Origin of the sequence: Rhodovarius lipocyclicus (assembly GCF_009900765.1) — a bacterium.
Classification (GTDB): domain Bacteria; phylum Pseudomonadota; class Alphaproteobacteria; order Acetobacterales; family Acetobacteraceae; genus Rhodovarius; species Rhodovarius lipocyclicus.
This window is the reverse complement of the sequence record NZ_JAAABL010000011.1, coordinates 53,009-71,270: the sequence shown is the minus strand read 5'-3', so window position 1 is coordinate 71,270 and position 18,262 is coordinate 53,009. Positions and strand designations below refer to the sequence as shown.

General features: G+C 70.5%; 17 protein-coding genes. 16 read left to right on the top strand and 1 reads right to left on the bottom strand.

Annotated features, from left to right (window positions below; all coding sequences use genetic code 11):
• Positions 1 to 12 precede the first annotated feature (12 nt).
• The 15 genes from GT007_RS10810 (at position 13) to GT007_RS10740 (ending at position 15,551) form a co-directional block, all read left to right on the top strand.
• Positions 13 to 1,230, top strand: coding sequence for a pyridoxal phosphate-dependent aminotransferase (locus tag GT007_RS10810; RefSeq protein WP_160121624.1), 1,218 nt, complete (start codon positions 13 to 15; stop codon positions 1,228 to 1,230).
• A 1-nt stretch (position 1,231) separates the two neighbouring features.
• On the top strand, positions 1,232 to 1,687 hold the full coding sequence (locus GT007_RS10805) for an acetyl-CoA carboxylase biotin carboxyl carrier protein (RefSeq protein WP_201451878.1): 456 nt from the start codon (positions 1,232 to 1,234) through the stop codon (positions 1,685 to 1,687).
• Positions 1,684 to 2,385 (top strand): 5-oxoprolinase subunit B family protein, encoded by a 702-nt coding sequence (locus tag GT007_RS10800; RefSeq protein WP_160121623.1) that lies wholly within the window; start codon positions 1,684 to 1,686, stop codon positions 2,383 to 2,385. The genes GT007_RS10805 and GT007_RS10800 overlap by 4 nt, the downstream gene beginning before the upstream one ends.
• Positions 2,382 to 3,377: a 5-oxoprolinase subunit C family protein gene (locus GT007_RS10795; RefSeq protein WP_160121622.1), complete on the top strand. Its 996-nt coding sequence runs from the start codon at positions 2,382 to 2,384 to the stop codon at positions 3,375 to 3,377. Before GT007_RS10800 ends, GT007_RS10795 begins: the two co-directional genes overlap by 4 nt.
• Positions 3,374 to 3,778, top strand: a complete 405-nt coding sequence (locus tag GT007_RS10790; protein WP_160121621.1) for a hypothetical protein — start codon at positions 3,374 to 3,376, stop codon at positions 3,776 to 3,778. Before GT007_RS10795 ends, GT007_RS10790 begins: the two co-directional genes overlap by 4 nt.
• Positions 3,775 to 4,542 carry a LamB/YcsF family protein gene (locus GT007_RS10785; protein WP_160121620.1) on the top strand — a complete coding sequence of 256 codons (768 nt, stop codon included), beginning with the start codon at positions 3,775 to 3,777 and terminating at the stop codon, positions 4,540 to 4,542. Before GT007_RS10790 ends, GT007_RS10785 begins: the two co-directional genes overlap by 4 nt.
• A gap of 41 nt (positions 4,543 to 4,583) precedes the next feature.
• Entirely contained in the window at positions 4,584 to 5,945 is a 1,362-nt protein-coding gene (accC, locus tag GT007_RS10780; RefSeq protein ID WP_160121619.1) for an acetyl-CoA carboxylase biotin carboxylase subunit, read from the top strand.
• A complete protein-coding gene (locus GT007_RS10775; RefSeq protein ID WP_160121618.1) occupies positions 5,942 to 6,862 on the top strand; it encodes an ABC transporter permease in 921 nt (306 codons plus the stop codon). The genes accC and GT007_RS10775 overlap by 4 nt, the downstream gene beginning before the upstream one ends.
• Positions 6,862 to 7,665, top strand: coding sequence for an ABC transporter permease (locus GT007_RS10770; protein ID WP_160121617.1), 804 nt, complete (start codon positions 6,862 to 6,864; stop codon positions 7,663 to 7,665). Before GT007_RS10775 ends, GT007_RS10770 begins: the two co-directional genes overlap by 1 nt.
• Before the next feature lie 31 nt (positions 7,666 to 7,696).
• Complete coding sequence (locus GT007_RS22420) at positions 7,697 to 8,779, top strand: extracellular solute-binding protein (protein WP_160121616.1); 1,083 nt, start codon at positions 7,697 to 7,699, stop codon at positions 8,777 to 8,779.
• A gap of 4 nt (positions 8,780 to 8,783) precedes the next feature.
• Positions 8,784 to 9,878, top strand: coding sequence for an ABC transporter ATP-binding protein (locus tag GT007_RS10760; RefSeq protein WP_236571601.1), 1,095 nt, complete (start codon positions 8,784 to 8,786; stop codon positions 9,876 to 9,878).
• 7 nt (positions 9,879 to 9,885) lie between these two features.
• A complete protein-coding gene (locus GT007_RS10755; RefSeq protein ID WP_160121614.1) occupies positions 9,886 to 11,265 on the top strand; it encodes an MFS transporter in 1,380 nt (459 codons plus the stop codon).
• 26 nt (positions 11,266 to 11,291) lie between these two features.
• Entirely contained in the window at positions 11,292 to 12,233 is a 942-nt protein-coding gene (locus GT007_RS10750) for a 2-hydroxyacid dehydrogenase (RefSeq protein ID WP_160121613.1), read from the top strand.
• Between the two features lie 126 nt (positions 12,234 to 12,359).
• Entirely contained in the window at positions 12,360 to 13,928 is a 1,569-nt protein-coding gene (locus GT007_RS10745; RefSeq protein ID WP_236571600.1) for an ABC transporter substrate-binding protein, read from the top strand.
• Positions 13,929 to 13,985: 57 nt separating this feature from the next.
• Positions 13,986 to 15,551, top strand: a complete 1,566-nt coding sequence (locus tag GT007_RS10740; RefSeq protein WP_160121612.1) for a GMC family oxidoreductase — start codon at positions 13,986 to 13,988, stop codon at positions 15,549 to 15,551.
• A gap of 45 nt (positions 15,552 to 15,596) precedes the next feature.
• Here GT007_RS10740 and GT007_RS10735 read toward each other — a convergent pair whose 3' ends face one another.
• Positions 15,597 to 17,333 (bottom strand): solute carrier family 23 protein, encoded by a 1,737-nt coding sequence (locus GT007_RS10735; protein WP_160121611.1) that lies wholly within the window; start codon positions 17,331 to 17,333, stop codon positions 15,597 to 15,599.
• Between the two features lie 319 nt (positions 17,334 to 17,652).
• On the opposite strand from GT007_RS10735, the gene GT007_RS10730 reads away from it, so the two are divergent.
• Positions 17,653 to 18,261, top strand: coding sequence for a hypothetical protein (locus GT007_RS10730; RefSeq protein WP_160121610.1), 609 nt, complete (start codon positions 17,653 to 17,655; stop codon positions 18,259 to 18,261).
• Position 18,262 lies beyond the last annotated feature (1 nt).

The following is an 18,262-nucleotide window of genomic DNA, read 5'->3' as shown; positions in this document are numbered from 1 at the left end:
TGTGCCAGAGTGATGAAGTTGACCGCCGATCGCCTTCTGGGGGTGAAGCCCTCCGCGTCCGGCCGTGCGTCCCAGCGCGCGCGCGAATTGCTGGCCGCGGGTGTGGATGTCATCACCCTCGCCACCGGCGAGCCTGACTTCAACACCCCCGACCACGTGATCGAGGCCGCGATCGCCGCCATGCGGGCGGGCGACACGCGCTATACCAGCGTGGGCGGTACGCCCGCCCTGCTGCGCGCCGTGCGCACCAAGTTCCAGCGCGACAACGGCCTGGACTACGCCCCCAATGAGGTGATGGCCGCCCCGGGCACCAAGAACCTGATCTTCCTGGCGCTGATGGCCACCCTGAACCCTGGCGACGAGGTGATCGTGCCCGCGCCGCACTGGGTCTCCTACACCGACATGACCAGGCTGGTGGGCGGCGTGCCGGTCGTCGTGCCCTGCGCGCAGAACAACGGCTACAAGCTGGATGCCGAAAGCCTGGAGGCCGCCATCACGCCGCGCACCCGCTGGCTGATGCTGAACACCCCCAGCAACCCCACCGGCGCCGTCTATGGCCCCAAGGACCTGCTGGTGATCGCGGAGGTGCTGCGCCGCCACCCGCGGGTGATGCTGATGTCCGACGAGATCTATGAGCACATCCTGTTCGACGGGCTGACCTTCCACAGCTTCGCCGCCGTGGCGCCGGACCTGAAGGAGCGCACGCTGACGCTGTCGGGTGTGTCCAAGGGCTATGCCATGACGGGCTGGCGCGTGGGCTTCGCGGGCGGCACCGCGCCGCTGATCGCGGCCATGAAGGAAGTGCTGTCGCAGAGCAGCGGCAGCCTGTGCTCGATCAGCCAGGCGGCCTCCGTGGCGGCGCTGGAGGGGCCGCAGGATTACCTGGCGGACCGCTCGGCCGCCTTCCAGGCACGGCGGGACCGGCTGATCCCGCTGCTGGATGCCATCCCCGGCCTGCGCTGCCACCGGCCGCAGGGCGCCTTCTATCTGTTCGTGGAATGCGGCGGGCTGTTCGGCCTGCGCACGCCCCAGGGCACGGTGCTGGGCAATGACGCCGATGTCGCGGCCTATTTCCTGGACGAGGCCCGGGTGGTGGTGGTGGCGGGCGCAGCCTATGGCCTGTCGCCGCATGTGCGGCTGTCCATCGCGACCTCCATGGACAAGCTGGAACAGGCCGCCGCCCGCATGGCGGAAGCGGTGGCGAAGCTGACCCCGGCGATGGCGGCCTGAGATGACCCCCGCGAGCCTGGACCTGGTCAAGCAACTGATCGCGCTGCTGCCTTCCTCGGGCGCCAGCGAGATCGAGGTTTCCGAGGGCGGCATCCGCGTGCGCATCGTGGCGCGCGGGGCGACCGTGGCGGCCCCCGTGCCGGTGGCGGTGCCCGTGGCGGCGGCGGTCGCGGCCCCTGCCCCGACCCCGGCCCCGGCCCCCGCGCCCGCCAGCGGCGAAATCACCGTGAAGGCCAGCATGCACGGCGTGTTCCACCGCGCCCCGGCCCCTGATGCCGCCCCCTTCGTGCAGCTCGGCGCCGAGGTCGCGAAGCGCCAGCAGCTGTGCATCCTGGAAGCGATGAAGGTGTTCAACGCCGTCTCCGCGCCGCAGCCCGGCACCATCACCGCCATCCTGGCCGAGAACGGGCAGGACGTGGTGCTGGGCCAGCCGCTGTTCACCCTGCGCCCGGCATGAGCAGTCCCGTTGTTACCCTGGAGCAGCCGCGCGTCAGCCTGTGCGGCGGCTCCGCCCTGTTGCTGGAGGCCGAGGGCCCGCTGGCCCTGCCCACCCAGATGGGCATCTGGAACCTGACCGACGAGATCCGCGCCTGGCCCGGCGTGCTGGACCTGCAGCCGGGCATGAACAACCTGCTGGTGGTGCTGGACCCGCTGGAAGGCGACGCCGAGGCGATCTCCGCCCGCATCCTGGCCCGCTGGGCCGAGATCCCGCGCGAACGCGCGCTCGGCCGGTTGATCGAGGTGGGCGTGGTCTATGGCGGCGAGGGCGGCATGGACCTGATGGAGCTGTGCGAGAAGGTGAATCTCTCGCCCACCGAGGTGGTGGCGCTGCACTCCGCCCCGGAATACGTGATCTTCGCGCCGGGGGTCAGCCCGGGCTTCGGATACCTGTTCGGGCTGGACCAGCGGCTGTTCTGCCCGCGCCGCAAGGAACCGGTGCTGCGGCCAGCGGGCGGCACCGTGATGATCGGCGGCGCACAGTGCAATCTGGGCGCGCCGCGCCGCCCCGGCGGCCCCGTGGCCAACCCCACCGGCTGGTATGTGATCGGCCGCGCGCAGGACGTGCCTGTGCCCTTCGACCTGGCGATGGACCCGCCCAACCGGGTGTCGCTCGGCGACCGCATCCGCTTCCGGGTGGAGCGCATCGAGGCATGATCGAGGTCATCGAGAGCGCGCCGCTGAACGCGGTGCAGGATCTGGGGCGGCTGGGTTTCCGCTGCTTCGGCATCGGGCGTTCCGGCGCCATGGACCGGCTGGCCCTGGCCGCCGCCAATGCCCTGCTGGGCAACGCCCCGGACGCGGCCGGCATCGAGGCGCAGCTGTTCCCGCTGGTGCTGCGCTTCACCACCGACACGCTGGTGGCCGTGACCGGCGCCGATTGCGGCGCGCGGCTGGATGGCCGCCTGTTGCCGCCCTTCTGGGCCATGCCGGCGAAGGCCGGGCAGGAGCTGGAACTGTCGCCCCCCACCGATGGCCTGCGCGGCTATGTGGCCGTGGCGGGCGGGATCGACGTGCCGGTGGTGCTGGGCTCCCGCTCCAGCGCGCTGCGGGACGGGTTCGGCGGCTTCCAGGGGCGGATGCTCCAGTCGGGGGACCTGCTGCCCATCGGCCCGGCCCCCGCCCGGACCACGCGGGATGCGGCGGGCTTCGGCGCCGCCAGCCCGTGGCAGGCCCTGTCCCGCCCCGCCTGCGGCGATGCGGAACCGGGCGACATCACCCTGCGCGTGGTGCCCGCCGGCGAATACGAGCAGTTCGACGAACCCTCCCGGGCCGCGCTCTGGGCCCAGCCCTGGGTGGTGACGACGCAGAGCAACCGCCAGGGCTACCGCCTGCAGGGCGACCACGCCCTGCTGCGGGTGCGGCCGCTGGAGATGCGCTCCCACGGGATCGTGCCGGGGGTGGTGCAGGTGCCGCCCTCCGGCCAGCCGATCATCCAGCTGTCGGACGGCAATTCGGCCGGCGGCTATCCGAAGATCGGGGTGGTGATCGACGCCGACCTGTGGCGCGTGGGCCAGGCCGCCCCCGGCCGCCGCCTGCGCTTCGTGCCCTGCACCCCCGCCCTGGCGCGGGAGGCGGAGCGCGAACTGGCCGGATATCTCGGCACGCTGCGCCGCCAGGCCGGCTATCTGCGGAGGGCCGCGGCATGATGCTGACACCCGCCGAGATCGCGGAACTGACCGCGCTGATGCGCGCGAACGGGGTGGAAAGCCTCGACATCTCCGAGGGCGAGGCCAGCATCCGGCTGGTCGCGGCCCCTGGCGTGGTGGCACCGCCTTCCAGCTTCGCGCTCTCCCCGGGCGTGGGCCATCTCATCACCGAACGCGCGCCAGGCGAGCCCTTCGCGGCGCCCGGCGCCGGGATCCAGGCCGGGGATATCCTGGGCCTGATCGCGGCCGGGCTGGTGCGCCGCCCGGTCATCGCCCCCAGCGCGGGGGTGCTGGGCCGCGCGTTGCTGGAACCCGGCGCGCTCGCCGGTTTCGGCACGCCGCTGTTCGAACTGTCTCCCTACCACAATGACCCGGCACAGGCCGGGCCGGAGGACGCATGAAGATCGACCTGAATTCCGACCTGGGCGAGGGCTTCGGCCGCTGGAAAAGCGGCGACGACGAGACCCTGATGAAGATCATCTCCTCGGCCAATGTCGCCTGCGGCTATCACGCCGGCGATGCCGTGATCATGCACCGCATGGTGGAGGTGGCGAAGGAGAACAAGGTCGCGCTCGGCGCGCATGTCGGCCTGCCGGACCTGCTGGGCTTCGGCCGCATTCCCATGGATATCAAGCCGCGCGACATGCAGAAGCACGCGCTGTACCAGCTGGGCGCGCTGGCCGCGATCGCCCAGGTGGGCGGCTACAAGGTGACGCATGCCTCCAGCCACGGCGCGATGGGCCAGATGGGCATCGCCAACCCGGAATATGTCGAGCTGCTGTTCGATGTGTTCAAGGCCTTCGACAAGGACATCATCGTGGCGCCGCAGCCCGGCAGCCATGGCATGGCCTATGCCAAGAAGATCGGCCTGCGCACCGCCTGCAAGATCTTCGCGGACCGCGCCTATGACGACAATTGCCGCCTGGTGAACCGCCGCCTGCCCGGCGCGCTGATCACCGAGACCGCCGATGTCGTGGCGCGCATCGACCAGCTGATGAACGACGGCACCATCACCGCGCAGTCCGGCAAGCGGATGAAGGTCGATGCCCAGTGCATCCTGGTCCACAGCGACACGCCGGGCGCGGTCGAGATCGCGCGCACGGTGCGTGAGGCGGTGGAAAGCCGTGGCGGGCAGATCGTGCCGCTGACCGAACTGGCGTCGTAAGGCGAGGGCTTCGCCCCTGGAACAGCTAAGGCAAGGAACACATGGGTTTCGGCACTGTCCTGATCGCCAATCGCGGCGAGATCGCGCTCCGGGTCATCCGCGCCTGCAAGGCATTGGGCCTGCGCAGTGTCGCCGTGTATTCCGAGGCCGACCGCGGTGCCTCCTACCTGGCGCTCGCCGATGAGGCGGTGTGCATCGGCCCCGCCCCGGCGCGCGCCAGCTATCTGGATGGCGATGCCATCCTGCTCGCGGCGCTGGCCACCGGTGCCGGGGCCATCCATCCCGGCTATGGCTTCCTGGCCGAGAACGGCGATTTCGCCGAGGCGGTGGAGCGCGCCGGCCTGCAATTCATCGGCCCGACGGCCGAGGTGATCCGCCTGATGGGCGACAAGATCACCGCCAAGGCCGCGATGCGCACGGCCGGCGTGCCCTGCGTGCCGGGCAGCGAGGGCGCCCTGCCCGAGGACCCCGCCGCCTGCGCCACGCTGGCCGAGGGCATCGGCTATCCCATCATCGTCAAGGCCGCGGGCGGCGGCGGTGGGCGCGGCATGCGCGTGGTACGCGCGCCGGAGGAGCTGGCCACCGCCGTCGCCACGACGCGCGAGGAAGCCCGCCGCGCCTTCGGCAACCCCGAGCTCTATATGGAGAAATTCCTGGAGCACCCGCGCCATATCGAGATCCAGGTGCTGTGCGACCACCACGGCAACGCGGTGTGGCTGGGTGAGCGCGACTGCTCCGTCCAGCGCCGCCACCAGAAGGTGATCGAGGAAGCCCCGGCACCGGGCATCCCGCGAGAGGCGATCGCGGCGCTGGGCGAGCGCTGCGCCGCCGCCTGCCGCGCCATCGGCTATCGCGGCGCCGGCACCTTCGAGTTCCTGTACGAGAACGGCGTGTTCGCCTTCATCGAGATGAACACCCGCGTGCAGGTGGAACACCCGGTGACGGAAATGACCACCGGCATCGACATCGTGCGCGAGCAGATCAGTGTGGCGCAGGGCCACAAGCTGTCCTTCGCGCAGGAGGCCATCGCCCGCGCGGGCCATGCCATCGAGCTGCGGATCAACGCGGAGCATCCCTTCACCAGCATCCCCTCGCCCGGGCATGTGGCGGCCTGGCAGGCGCCGGGCGGGCCCGGCCTGCGGGTGGACAGCCACATGGTGCCGGGCGCCGAGGTGCCGCCGCATTACGACAGCCTGATCGCCAAGATCATCGCCCATGGCCCCGACCGCGCGGCCTGCCTGGACCGCCTGCTGGGCGCCCTGCGGGAATTGCGGGTGGAGGGCATCACGGTGAACGCGGAGCTGCACCGGCTGGTGCTGTCCGACCCCGCCTTCCGGCAGGGGGGCGTGACCATCCACTACCTGGAAAAACGCCTCGAAGCCGAACAGGAGATCGCCGCATGAGCGCCACGGCCTTGCCCGCACCCCGGGGAATTTCCCTGCCCAGCGGCAAGGCCGTGGCCTCCCTGCTCATGCTGCTGCCGGGGCTGGCGTTCCTGTTCGCCTTCCTGGTCCTGCCCTCGCTGGTGCTGCTGGGCAATGGCTTCATGACCCAGCACCAGAGCGGCGACGTGGCGCCGCCCTTCAGCCTGGCCAATTTCGACCGGCTGCTGTTCAGCCCCGCCTATCAGCGCACCGTGCTGCTGACGCTGAAGGTGGCCTTCGTCACCTCCGGCATCACGCTGCTGCTGGCCTATCCGCTGGCGATGGCCATCGCCTATGCCCGGCCCTTCTTCAGCCGGCTGACCATGGTGCTGGTGGTGGCGCCGCTGGTCGTCAGCGTGCTGGTGCGCAGCTATGGCTGGCAGCTGCTGCTGGGGAACAGCCGCACCGGGGTGCTGAACTGGCTGCTGGAGGGGGTGGGCCTCGGCGTGACGCCCGTGAAGATCATGTACACGGAATGGGCGGTGGTGGTGGCCTCGGTCCATGTGTTCCTGCCGCTGATGGTGCTGCCCATCGCCACCTCCCTCACCCGCATCAACCCCGCCATCAACGAGGCCGCGCGCATGCTGGGCGCCGCCCCCTGGCGCGCCTTCCTGCGGGTGACGCTGCCGCTGAGCATCCCCGGGCTGACGGCGGGCATCAGCATCGTCTTCTCGCTCACCGCCGCCTCCTACATCACGCCCGCCATGCTGGGCGGCACGCGGGGGGCCATGCTGGGCAACCTGCTCGAACAGCAGGTGACCACGGCCTATGACTGGGCGATGGGGGGCGCCATCGCCTTCCTGATGGTCGCCATCGCGCTGCTGGCCAATTTCGGCGCCACCTGGCTGATCGAATACCGCCAGCGGGCGCGCCGCCTCGCCTCGGGGGCACACTGATGCGCGGCCGGCTTTCCGCCTCCGGCGCCGTGCTGGTCTATGGCGCGGGCGCGCTGATCCTGCTGTTCATCATGGCGCCGCTGCTGGTGGTGGTGTCGCTGTCCTTCTCGGCGGCGCCCTTCGCGGTGTTCCCGCCGCGCGGCTTCACCCTGGAATGGTTCGGGCGCGTCATCGCCGATGAGGAATTCCAGCACGCCTTCATCGTCAGCGTCTCGCTGGCTGTGGCGGCCACCGCGGCCTCCTTCGCGCTGGGCATGCCGGCGGCCTATGCGCTGAACCGCTGGAAGGTGCCGGGCGCGCAGGTGATGGAAGCCATCCTGCTCTCGCCGCAGATCTTCCCCATCCTGATCACGGGCCTCGCCCTGTTGCAGTTCATGGCCCGCGCCGGGCTGCGCGACGCGGAGATGAACCTGTTCATCGGCCATGTGCTGATCACCCTGCCCTATCTGGTGCGCACCATCACAGCCAGCCTGAAGCTGGTGGACCGCAGCCTGGAGGAAGCGGCGCTGACGCTCGGCGCTTCCCCCTGGCGGGTGTTCTGGCTGGTGACGGTGCCGCAGATCATCCCGGGCATCGCGGCGGGCTGCCTGTTCTCCTTCATGATCTCCTTCGACGATTTCCCGATTTCCCTGTGGCTGGCGGATGCGCAGACCGTGCCGCTGCCGATCTTCCTGCACAGCAGCATGTCCCGGATCTTCGATCCCTCCATCGCCGCCATGTCCACGCTGATGATCCTGACCGGCGTGCTGGCGGTGATCGGGCTGGAGAAGCTGGTGGGGCTGCGCCGCGCCATGGGCATCTGAACCACAAACCCCGCAACAGAGAGAGGCCGAGATGACCGAAAAAACCGTGTCGAAAAGCGCTGGGCTGAACCGCCGCGGCCTGGCCGCCGCCACGCTGGCCGCCCCCCTGTTCTATGTGCAGAATGGCTGGGCGCAGGGCAAATCCCTGTATGTCGGCACCTATTCCGGCGTGCAGGGCGAGTATTTCCGCCGCAACGTGATCCCGCGCTTCCAGACCGACTTCAACTGCCGCGTCTTCCAGCGGGAGGGCGTGACGCTGGGCCAGATCGCCATCCTGCGCACGGAAAAGGCCCGCCCCAGCTATTCCGTGATGATGATGGACGATCTCGGCATCCCCATCGCCAAGAACGAGAACCTGATCGACGAATTGCCGGCGGCGAAGATCCCGAACCTGGAAAAGGTCTTCCCCGCCTTCCGCTACAGCGAAAATTACGGCGTGGCCTTCGCCATCTCCACCGTCACGCCCTTCACCAATACCGCCGTCCCGCCGCTGGAAAGCTTCGCCGACCTGTGGAACCCGCGCTTCCGCGGCCGGTTCATGATGATCAACCCGCGCCTGACGCAGAGCGTGCACCTGCTGGCCATCGCCACCTCCCTCGTCACCGGCAAGCCGGTGCTGGAGGCGCAGTACGAGATGGACAAGGGCTGGGACAAGATGGCCGAGCTGAAGGCCAATGTGCAGACCCTGTACGACAACACCGGCGCCACCGTGCTGCAGGTCAGCCAGGGGCAGGCGGATGTGGCGGGGCCCGAATGGTCCAAGGGCCTGGTGCCCTACATCATGCGCGGCGCGCCCGTGGTGCAGAGCCGCCCGTCCGAGGGCTCCTTCGCGGGCGTGAATTGCGTGACGCTGGTCAAGGGCGCGCCGGAGCCCGACCTGGGCGCCGCCTTCATCGACCGTATCCTGTCGCCCGCCGTGCAGAAGGGCCTGGCGGAGGCGACCTATGCCGCGCCCTCCGTCACCGGCATCGACCTGGCGGCGCAGGTGGCCAGCGTGGTGCCATACCCCGAAAGCCGCATGCGCGACCTGCGCCTGTACGTGCTGGACTGGAACCACATCAACCCGCTGCGCGGCGCCATCCTGGAACGCTTCAACCAGGTCTTCGGGAGCTGACGCGGTGGCGGCCCAGCCTGTCGATCTGGCCCTGTCGGGGCTGACCAAGCATTACGGCCGCAATGTCGCGGTGGACAGCGTGACGCTGCGCATCGCGGCCGGGGAGATGGTGGCGCTGCTGGGCCCCTCGGGCTGCGGCAAGACCACCACCCTGCGCATGGTGGCCGGGCTGGTGGAGCCCAGCGCGGGCGACATCCTGATCGGCGGCACGCCCGTGACCAGGGTGCCGGTGCACAAGCGCAACATCGGCATGCTGTTCCAGAACTACGCGCTGTTCCCGCACCTCTCGATCGCGCAGAACGTGGCCTTCGGGTTGCAGATGCGCGGCGTGGGCAGGGCCGAGACCGCGAAGCGCGTGGCCGACGCCCTGGCGCTGGTGCAGTTGGGCGCCTTCGCGGACCGCCTGCCGGCGGCGCTCTCGGGCGGGCAGCAGCAGCGCGTGGCCCTGGCCCGCGCATTGGTGATCGAACCCACGCTGCTGCTGCTGGACGAACCGCTGGGCGCGCTGGACAAGAACCTGCGCGAGAGCATGCAGGTGGAGCTGCGCCAGTTGCAGCGCCGCCTGGGCATCACCGCGGTCCTGGTCACCCATGACCAGGAGGAAGCGATGACGCTGGCCGACCGCATCGTCATCATGCGCGGCGGCCGGCTGGAACAGGTGGGCACGCCCGAGGAGATCTACAGCCAGCCCGCCAACCGCTTCGTCGCGGGCTTCATCGGGGCCGCGAATTTCCTGCGCGGCACGGTGGCCGGGCAGCAGCCGGACGGCACGATGCTGAAGCTGGCGGGCGGGGGCCAGCTGCTGGTGCCCCGACAGGAAGGCGGCGCCCCCGTGCTGGTGGCCGTGCGGCCGGAGGCGATCGACCTCTCCCCACCCGACGCCCCCGCCCCCCCGAACGGCACCCCCGCCGTGGTGGAGCAGGTGGTGTATCGCGGCCAGATGACCCATGTGTACATGCGGCTGGACGATGGCGAGCCCCTGCTGGCCTATGTCGCCAACCGCGCGGGCGGGGCGCAAGGTGCCTCCGGCGCGCAGCCCGGGGACCGGGTGCTGGCCAGCTGGCTGCCGGCCGGCAACAAGATCGTGGCGGACCAGTGATCCGCCCATGATCCTGGCCCCCAGGATTGTCGCCCAGGGAGAGGACGGCATCCCCACGCCGCAGCGCTACCTGGCCATCGCGACCATGGCGATGGCGGTGTTCCTGTCCGCCGTCAGCGCCAGCATCATCAACGTGGCCCTGCCGGTGCTGGGGCGCGAATTGCAGACCACGCCCAGCGAGGCGATCTGGGTCGTCAGCGCCTTTCAGGTGGCGATGGCGGCCTGCCTGCTGCCCTTCGCCGCGCTGGGCGAGATCTATGGCTATCGCCGTGTCTATCTGACCGGGCTGGTGGCCTTCACCCTGGCCTCGCTGGGCGCGGCGCAGGCGGGATCGCTGGCCAGCCTGACCGCCTGGCGCGTCCTGCAGGGGCTGGGCAGCGCGGGCATATTGGGCGTGAACATCGCCATCCTGCGCTTCGTCTATCCGCGCCGGCTGCTGGGCCAGGGGGTGGGGATCAACGGCTTCATCGCCAGCGTCTCGGCCACGGTGGGCCCGCCGCTGGGCTCGGCGCTGCTGGCGCTGGGGGGCTGGCACTGGCTGTTCCTGGTGAATGTGCCGATCGGGCTCGTGGCACTGGTGCTGGCGCTGCTCTCCATCCCGGAAACGCCGCGCGCCCATCGCAAGTTCGACCCGGCGGAGGCCGCGCTCAGCGCGCTGACCATCGGCAGTTTCCTGTCCACCGCGAATGCATTGGCGCAAGGGCACCCGGCCTGGCTGGTGGCGGCGCAGGCCGTGCTGTGCCTGGCCGCCGGCACGCTGCTGGTGCTGCGGGAAACGGGGCGCGCCGCCCCCATGCTGCCGGTCGACCTGTTCCGCATCCCGCTGTTCCGGCTGTCGGTGCTGGTCTCCATCTCCTCCTTCACGGCGCAGATGCTGGCGCTGGTGGCGCTGCCGTTTTTCCTGGAGCGCCACGCCGCCGGCGGGGCGGCCATGATCGGGCTGCTGATGGCGCCCTGGCCCGCTGCCTCCATGGCCAGCGCGGTGGCGGCGGGCTGGCTGGCGGACCGCATCTCCACCGGGCTGCTGGGGGCCATCGGGCTGCTGCTGTTCGCGGCGGGGCTGGCGGGGCTGGGGCTGCTGCCGGACCAAGCGGCAGCCTGGGATGTGGGCTGGCGGATGATGCTGTGCGGGCTGGGCTTCGGCTGTTTCCAGTCGCCCAACAACCGGGTGCTGATCAGCACCGCCCCGCCTGGGCGCAGCGGGGCCGCCAGTGGCATGCTGGGCACCGCGCGCATGCTGGGGCAATCCCTGGGGGCGGCGCTGGCCGCCCTGCTGCTGGCCTCGCTGGGCGATGCGGGGGGCATGGCGGCGCTGCTGGGCGGTGCCACCATCGCGCTGCTGGCCGCCGCCGTCAGCATGCTGCGCGTCGCGGTGAAGAGTTCCTGAGTTCCTACCGAGAAGAGAGTGTCGATATGACGGATGTGGTGTTGTTGTCGGATTCCCCCGCCTACCGGGATGTGCTGGGCGAGGGGTTCACCATCCATGAAGCGCACAAGACAGGCATCGAGGGCCTGGACCCCGAAATCCGCGCCCGCGCGCGCATCCTGGTCACCTCCGGCTTCACCGGGGCGAGCGCGGCGCAGATGGACCTGCTGCCCGGGCTGGGCCTGATCTGCTGCCTGGGCACGGGGTATGAGAACATCGACGTGAAGGCGGCGCTGGCGCGCGGGCTGATCGTGACCCATGGCGCCGGCACCAACGCGGCGGCCGTGGCCGACCACGCCATGGGCCTGCTGCTGGCGCTGATGCGCGACATTCCGCGCGCGGACCGCCTGGCCCGCCAGGGCACCTGGCGCAACGACCTCGGCCCCCGCCCCACCGCCACCGGCAAGCATCTGGGCATCATCGGCCTGGGCGGCATCGGCGAGCGCATCGCCCGCCGCGCCGAGGCCTTCGACATGCGCATCAGCTACACCACCCGCACCCCGCGCGCGCATCTGCCCTGGCGGCATGTGCCCGATGTGCTGGCGTTGGCCACCGAGGTGGACCACCTGATCGTCGCCGCCCCCGGCGGGGCCGCCACCTTCCACATGGTGAACGCTGCGGTGCTGAAGGCGCTGGGCCCCAAGGGGCTGCTGGTGAATATCGGCCGCGGCAGCGTGGTGGACACCGAGGCCCTGATCGCGGCCCTGACGGAGCGCACCATCCTGGGCGCGGCCCTGGACGTGTTCGAGGAAGAGCCGAAGATCCCGCCCGCGCTCTGCACGCTGCAGAACGTGATCCTGACGCCGCACATGGCCTCCTGGGCGCCGGAGGTGCGGGAGGCCTCGATCGAGCTGCTGCGGAAGAACGTGGCGCAATTCCTGGCCGGGCAGCCCGTGGCCTCGCCCATTCCGGAGCACCGCGCGGCCTGATTGCCGCCAAACGGGGCGGGGCATCCGCCCGCCCCGCCCCAGGCCGCCCGGCCGCCGCGTTGACACCACCGGTTACCGCCCACAGCATCCAGCCCCGGAACAACGGGGACCTGAACGATGCGTGTGATGAGAAGGCTGGGCGGCATGGCCCTGGGCGTGGGCCTGGCCCTGGCGGGCCTGACCGGGGCGCCGAAACCCGCCCCCGCCGCGAACCTGACCGCCGTGCTGGAGGCCGAGATCGTCACGCTCGACCCGCATTATATCGGCGCCTACATCACCCGCACCTTCGGCTACATGGTGTTCGACACCCTGTATGCGCCCGACAGCAACTTCAACTACCGCCCGCAGATGGTGCGCGGGCACACCGTCTCGGCCGACGGGCTGACCTGGACCTTCACGCTGCGCGACGGCCTGAGTTTCCATGACGGCAGCCCGGTGACGGCGCGCGATGTCGTGGCCTCCCTGCGGCGCTGGGCCACGCGGGCCGCGCTGGGCGGGCGGCTGATGGACGTGACCGAAAGCCTGACCGCGCGGGACGACAAGACCTTCGTGCTGGTGCTGAAGGAACCCTACGGGCTGGTGATCGAGACGCTCGGCACCATGGCCTCTCCCACCCCCTTCATCATGCCGGAACGCCTGGCCCGCACCCCGGGCACGGAGCGCATCACGGAGATCGTGGGCTCCGGCCCTTTCATCTATTCCCGCGCCGACCACCGGCCGGGCGACCGCATGCTGCTGCGCCGCAACCCCAACTATGTGCCGCGCGATGAGCCCGCGGACTTCCTGGCCGGCGGCAAGCGCGTGCTGATCGACGCGCTGGACATCCGGGTGGTGCCGGATGGCGGCACCGCCGCCGCGGCGCTGCAGGCCGGCGAGATCGACTACATGCAGTACGCGCCCTTCGACCTGCTGCGCAGCTTCGAGCGCGACCGCCGCATCACGGTGCAGAACTTCACCGGCGCGCACATGTTCACCGGCCATTTCCGGCTGAACCACGCGGCCCCCCCCTTCAACGACCCCGCCATCCGCGCCGTGCTGCTGCGGCTGGTGGACCAGGGTGAGGTGATGGCGGGCTTCGGCCTGGACCAGCGCTATGCCCGCACCTGCCCGGCCTTCTTCACCTGCGGTGGGCCCAATGAATCCGACGCCGGCATCGCGGCCCTGGCCAACCCCTCCATCGAGGCCGCCCGCGCCGCCCTGCGCGCCACGCGCTACAACAACGAACCCATCGTGCTGATGGTGGCGTCGGACCTGGAGGCCGCGCGCGTCTCCACCGAGATCCTGGCCGACCGCATGCGCCGCGCCGGCTTCAACGTGGACGCGCAGGTGACGGATTGGGCCACGCTGCTGGCCCGCCGCACCCGGCGCGAGGGCTGGCATGCCTATGGCGTGCACGCGCTGAACGTCGATCTGGGCAACCCGCTGACCAATTCGGTCATCAACTTCAACTGCCAGGATTCGGGCGGCGCCGGCTTCATGTGCTTCCCGCGCATGACGGAACTGTTCGGCGCCTTCGCCCGCGCGCCCAACGCGGAAGCGCGCCGCGCCATCGCGGGCGAGATCCAGGAGATCGTCTACAGCCAGGGCGTGGCCGTGCCCTGGGGGCAGTTCGCGCAGCCCGCCGCCTATCGCAACACGCTGCGCAACCTGATCCCCTCGGCGATTCCGCTGTTCTGGAACGTCGAGAAGCGGTGATGCATGGGGGCGGCGCCCCCGCCGCCCCACACTCTCATCCAGTCTGAAAGAACGCGCATGTATGATGTGATCGTCGTGGGCGCCGGTTCCGCCGGTGCCGCCCTGGCCGGGCGCCTGTCCGAGGACCCCAAGCGCCGTGTGCTGCTGCTGGAGGCAGGGCGCGACTGGCGCGCCGCCGAGGCCCCCGCCGCCGCGCGCTCGGCCAATATCATCCCCTTCATGCACGACCCGCGCCACCAGGCCGAATGGCAGTGGCCCGGGCTGATGACCCGGCGCACCAAGGCGCAGGAGCCGAAATTCTACTGGCGCGGCAAGGCGCTGGGCGGGTCCTCCCTGGTCAATGCCCAGATCGCCATCTGGGGTGTCGCCGCCGCCTTCGACGGCTGGGCCGAGGCCGGCTGCGAGGGCTGGTCCGCGAAGGAAGTGCTGCCCCTGTTCGCCAAGATGGAGGACGACCCGGAAATGGCCGGCGTGCCCCATCACGGCCAGGGCGGCCCCATCCCCGTCTATCGCGCCCCGCAGGAGACATGGGGCCCGGTGGACAAGGGCCTGCGCGACGCGGCGCTGGCACTCGGCTATCCCTGGAACCCGGATGTGAACGCGGCCGAGGGCGAGGGTGTCGCCTGCTATCCCATCAACAGCCGGGGGCTGCAGCGCGTCACGACCAATGACGGCTATCTGGAACCCGCCCGTGGCCGCGCGAACCTGGAGATCCGGGGCGGCGCGCTGGTGGACAAGGTGCTGGTGAGCCAGGGCCGCGCCACCGGCCTGCGCGTGCGCCTGGATGGCGTCTGGCAGGAGATTTCGGGCCGCGAGATCGTGCTGTGCGCGGGTGCGGTGCATTCGCCGGCCATCCTGCTGCGCTCGGGCCTCGGCCCCGCCGCTGAACTCGCCGCGCTTGGCATTCCGGTGGTGCGGGACATGCCCCATGTGGGCAAGCACTTCATGGACCACCCGGTGCTGCGCGCCACCATCGCGTTGAAGGAGGAGCTGGCCTGCAAGGACCCCTCCGCGCGGCACACCAATTGCTGCGTGACCTATACCTCGGGGCTGGGGGGCGGGGGCGAGCGGGACATGATCCTGATCGGCTTCAACCACCGCAACCTGCCGGCGGGCGACGTGCCCAACCCGGACGGCGCCGTGGCGGCGGGGCTGTACAACGCCTTCTCCCGCGGGGAAATCACCCTGCGCTCCGCCGACCCGGAGATCGACCCGACCGTCGAGGAGAACATGCTGGACGACGCGCGCGACCGGCTGCGCATGCGCGACGCCATCCGCCGCCTGGCCGACCTGGCCGAACAGCCCACCCTGGCCGGCATCGCGCACAGCATCACCTTCGGTGAGACCCAGCTCTCGATGCGGGAGGCCGCCGGCCTGCCGCCGGAGACGCTGGACCAGCTGATGCTGGAGCAGGCCGGCGACATACAGCATGCCGCGGGCACCTGCAAAATGACCGCCTATGAAGACCCGCGCGGCGTGGTGGACCCGGACCTGCGCGTGAAAGGCCTGGAAGGGCTGCGCGTGGCGGACGCCGCGATCATGCCGACCGATTGCCGGGCCAACACGCACTTCACCTGCGTGATGATCGGGGAATGGCTGGCCCGGAAGATGGCGGCGGCATAAGGGGGCTCCGCCCGGCGGGAGGTTTCGGGAGGGGCGACGCCCCTCTCAATCCCTGAACTCCAGCGTCACGCTCGACACCCCGTTCCGGCTGCGCCGGTGGCATTCCACCGCCTCCCGCGCCGCCAGCCACATGGCGAAGCTTTCCTGCGCCGCGGCGCTGCCGGCCAGGTCTTCCGCGCGCGGCCGCATGCTGGGCGTGGGCAGCACCGGGCCTTCGTGCATGATCGTGACCCGCACCAGCCCGTCGGAGAAGCTGGCGCGCAGCGTGGCTTTCTCCAGCCCGCGCGCCATCAGGATCTCGGCCAGTTCCAGCAGCGCGTGGCTGATCGTGTCCGCCGTGGCGCGGCGCAGGGCCCACAGTCCCGCCATCTCCTGCACGAAGGCGTCGAAGGAGCGTGCCTCCAGCGCCACGGTGGCGCTGGTCCGGCGCTTCACCATCGGCAGCGTCAGCAGATGCAGCAGGAAGGCCGTGCAGAAGGACAGCGTGACGGGAGAGACCAGGGCCTGCGGCATGTAGGCCAGGAACAGGTCGGGCCGGGCCAGCGCCATCAGGCCGGCGGCGAGGCCCATCCCCACGCAGCAGGTGCGGCGGGGGTCGAGCACCCGCGCGGTCATCAGCGCCGTGCCGCCCGCCAGCATGAAGCAGCCCACGAAGGCCACCATGGCGGCGGCCACCGGCCCCGGCATCAGCACGAACAGCGCCACCAGCTTCGGCGAGCACGCGAGCAGCAGCAGAATGCCGGAGCCGATGAAGGTGATGACCCGGCTGAGCGAGCGGGTGGACACCGCCAGCCCCACGCAGGCCGAGGACGTGCCCGCCCCGAACCCCCCGAACAGCCCGGACAGCGCCATGGACAACAGGCCCGCCACCACGCCGCGCCGCAAGGGTGCCGGGTCCGGCCGGGTCCAGCCGGCATCCAGCGTGCGCTGGAAGGTCAGCAGATCCCCCAGCCATGACGGCAGGCAGCACAGGCACCCCACCACCGTGACCAGCAGCAGCCCCGGGGTGATGCCCGTGAAATCCGGCAAGACCGGCCGGGGCAGGGCGAACCAGGGGGCGGCGGCGAGGAATTTCTGGCTGCCGTCGCTGCCCTCGGTCAGCGCCAGGGCCAGGCCGCAGCCCACCGCCCCGCCCAGGATCACGGCGAAGCGCGACAGCGGCCAGCGCAGGATCACCGCCACCACCATCAGCCCCACGATGCCGAGCATCAGCAGCAGGGATTGCCCCTGGGGCATGCGGCCGCCGCTGCGCAGCGCCAGGTCCAGCGCGCGCGGCAACAGGCTGACGCCGATCATGAACACGACCACGCCGCTCAGCTCCGCCGGGATCAGCCCCAGCAGGCGCGGCACGGCCAGGAACAGCGCCAGCACCAGCAACGCCGCCACTGTCAGGGTGGCGCCGGCCGCGGCGAAGGAAATCCCGGCCGAGGCCGCCGCCAAATAGCTGCCCAGCATCACCGGCGTGGGCACGTTGGGCAGCGCATAGCCCGAGCCCACCGGCCCCTTCCACAGCCCATGCAGCACCCCGCCCACCGCCGTGGCGACCAGGCACAGACAGATCATGCCCATCGCGCCCTCGGGCCCCAGCCCATAGGCGGTGGCCGCCAGCCCCGGCAGCAGCCAATAGACGGATTGCAGCGCCACCTGTTGCAAGGCCAGGGCCAAGCCTTGCAGGGGTTGCGGCCAGTCCTCCAGCCCATGCAGCAGGTCGGGCGGGCGGCGCGCCGGGCGGTCGCGGGTGCGGTCGGCCCAGGCGGGCAGCCGGAAAAGATCTGACGCCATCACACCCGCCGGGATTTTGTATTCTGCATCAATGGCATGCTGGGGCCATCGGCGCCAGTTTGCCAAGCCCGGCACGCCGCCCCGGCATGGCCCGCCCGGCCATTTTCACGCCCCGCATCCCTCGATCGGGCGATGATTTCGGCGCGGCATCCACCTATCAGGCGGGTCCGCGCGGGCAGCCGGCGCGCCCGTTCATCTCAACATGTGGTGAAAACCCCAGTCCCGCCCCATTCTTTCCATGATCGCCTTTCAGAAGATCGCGGCCTTTCACAGACATCCTGCCCTGTTCTGCTTGGCGTGACTTCGCGGAGCCTGCCTCATGGCAACCACCTATACATTGCCCTTCGGAAAACCCGGGCATATCGGATACGTCGTCCGCTTCAAGACCTCCCACACCGCCCCGGCCGAGGAAGGGGGCGGGCACAGCGACTGCGTCCTGCCTTCGGGCGCGCCGGTCGGGTATTTCGGGGATGGGCTGGTCGGCAATGGCTATGTCTATGCCTACTCAAATTTCGCGGCGCGGCGGCCCCACTACGTCAACATGACGGATGCGCGGGCCTTTCCGTGCCAGTCCACAGTGCTGGTGCTGAATGTGGGCGCGGCCAGGGCCAAGGCGTTCCAGGGCAGCTGGTACGCGATGAAGGCCAAGACCGATGGCTTCCGGATCGCGGGGAACAACTGCTCGACCCATGCCTCGCGGGCCTTCTTCGCGGCGGGCGTGCTGGGCCGGCCGGAGATCGACGGCATCGACACCCCCCAGAACCTGTTCGAGCAGATCATCGCCGAGGGCCGGGCGCCCTGGATCTCCTATAGCGGCTATCTCGATTTCTCGCCGCTGGGCTCGGGCAGCGACGAGATGCTGCTGCCCTTCCAGGTCACCATCGATTCCGCCACGCTGCGGACCTCCAGCGGGCCCGGCGCGCCCTGAA

Coding starts and splice junctions, on each gene's coding strand:
- GT007_RS10810 (WP_160121624.1), top strand. CDS start 13: ATGAAGTTGACCGCCGATCGCCTTCTGGGGGTGAAGCCCTCCGCGTCC.
- GT007_RS10805 (WP_201451878.1), top strand. CDS start 1,232: ATGACCCCCGCGAGCCTGGACCTGGTCAAGCAACTGATCGCGCTGCTG.
- GT007_RS10800 (WP_160121623.1), top strand. CDS start 1,684: ATGAGCAGTCCCGTTGTTACCCTGGAGCAGCCGCGCGTCAGCCTGTGC.
- GT007_RS10795 (WP_160121622.1), top strand. CDS start 2,382: ATGATCGAGGTCATCGAGAGCGCGCCGCTGAACGCGGTGCAGGATCTG.
- GT007_RS10790 (WP_160121621.1), top strand. CDS start 3,374: ATGATGCTGACACCCGCCGAGATCGCGGAACTGACCGCGCTGATGCGC.
- GT007_RS10785 (WP_160121620.1), top strand. CDS start 3,775: ATGAAGATCGACCTGAATTCCGACCTGGGCGAGGGCTTCGGCCGCTGG.
- accC (WP_160121619.1), top strand. CDS start 4,584: ATGGGTTTCGGCACTGTCCTGATCGCCAATCGCGGCGAGATCGCGCTC.
- GT007_RS10775 (WP_160121618.1), top strand. CDS start 5,942: ATGAGCGCCACGGCCTTGCCCGCACCCCGGGGAATTTCCCTGCCCAGC.
- GT007_RS10770 (WP_160121617.1), top strand. CDS start 6,862: ATGCGCGGCCGGCTTTCCGCCTCCGGCGCCGTGCTGGTCTATGGCGCG.
- GT007_RS22420 (WP_160121616.1), top strand. CDS start 7,697: ATGACCGAAAAAACCGTGTCGAAAAGCGCTGGGCTGAACCGCCGCGGC.
- GT007_RS10755 (WP_160121614.1), top strand. CDS start 9,886: ATGATCCTGGCCCCCAGGATTGTCGCCCAGGGAGAGGACGGCATCCCC.
- GT007_RS10750 (WP_160121613.1), top strand. CDS start 11,292: ATGACGGATGTGGTGTTGTTGTCGGATTCCCCCGCCTACCGGGATGTG.
- GT007_RS10745 (WP_236571600.1), top strand. CDS start 12,360: ATGAGAAGGCTGGGCGGCATGGCCCTGGGCGTGGGCCTGGCCCTGGCG.
- GT007_RS10740 (WP_160121612.1), top strand. CDS start 13,986: ATGTATGATGTGATCGTCGTGGGCGCCGGTTCCGCCGGTGCCGCCCTG.
- GT007_RS10735 (WP_160121611.1), bottom strand. CDS start 17,333: ATGGCGTCAGATCTTTTCCGGCTGCCCGCCTGGGCCGACCGCACCCGC.
- GT007_RS10730 (WP_160121610.1), top strand. CDS start 17,653: ATGGCAACCACCTATACATTGCCCTTCGGAAAACCCGGGCATATCGGA.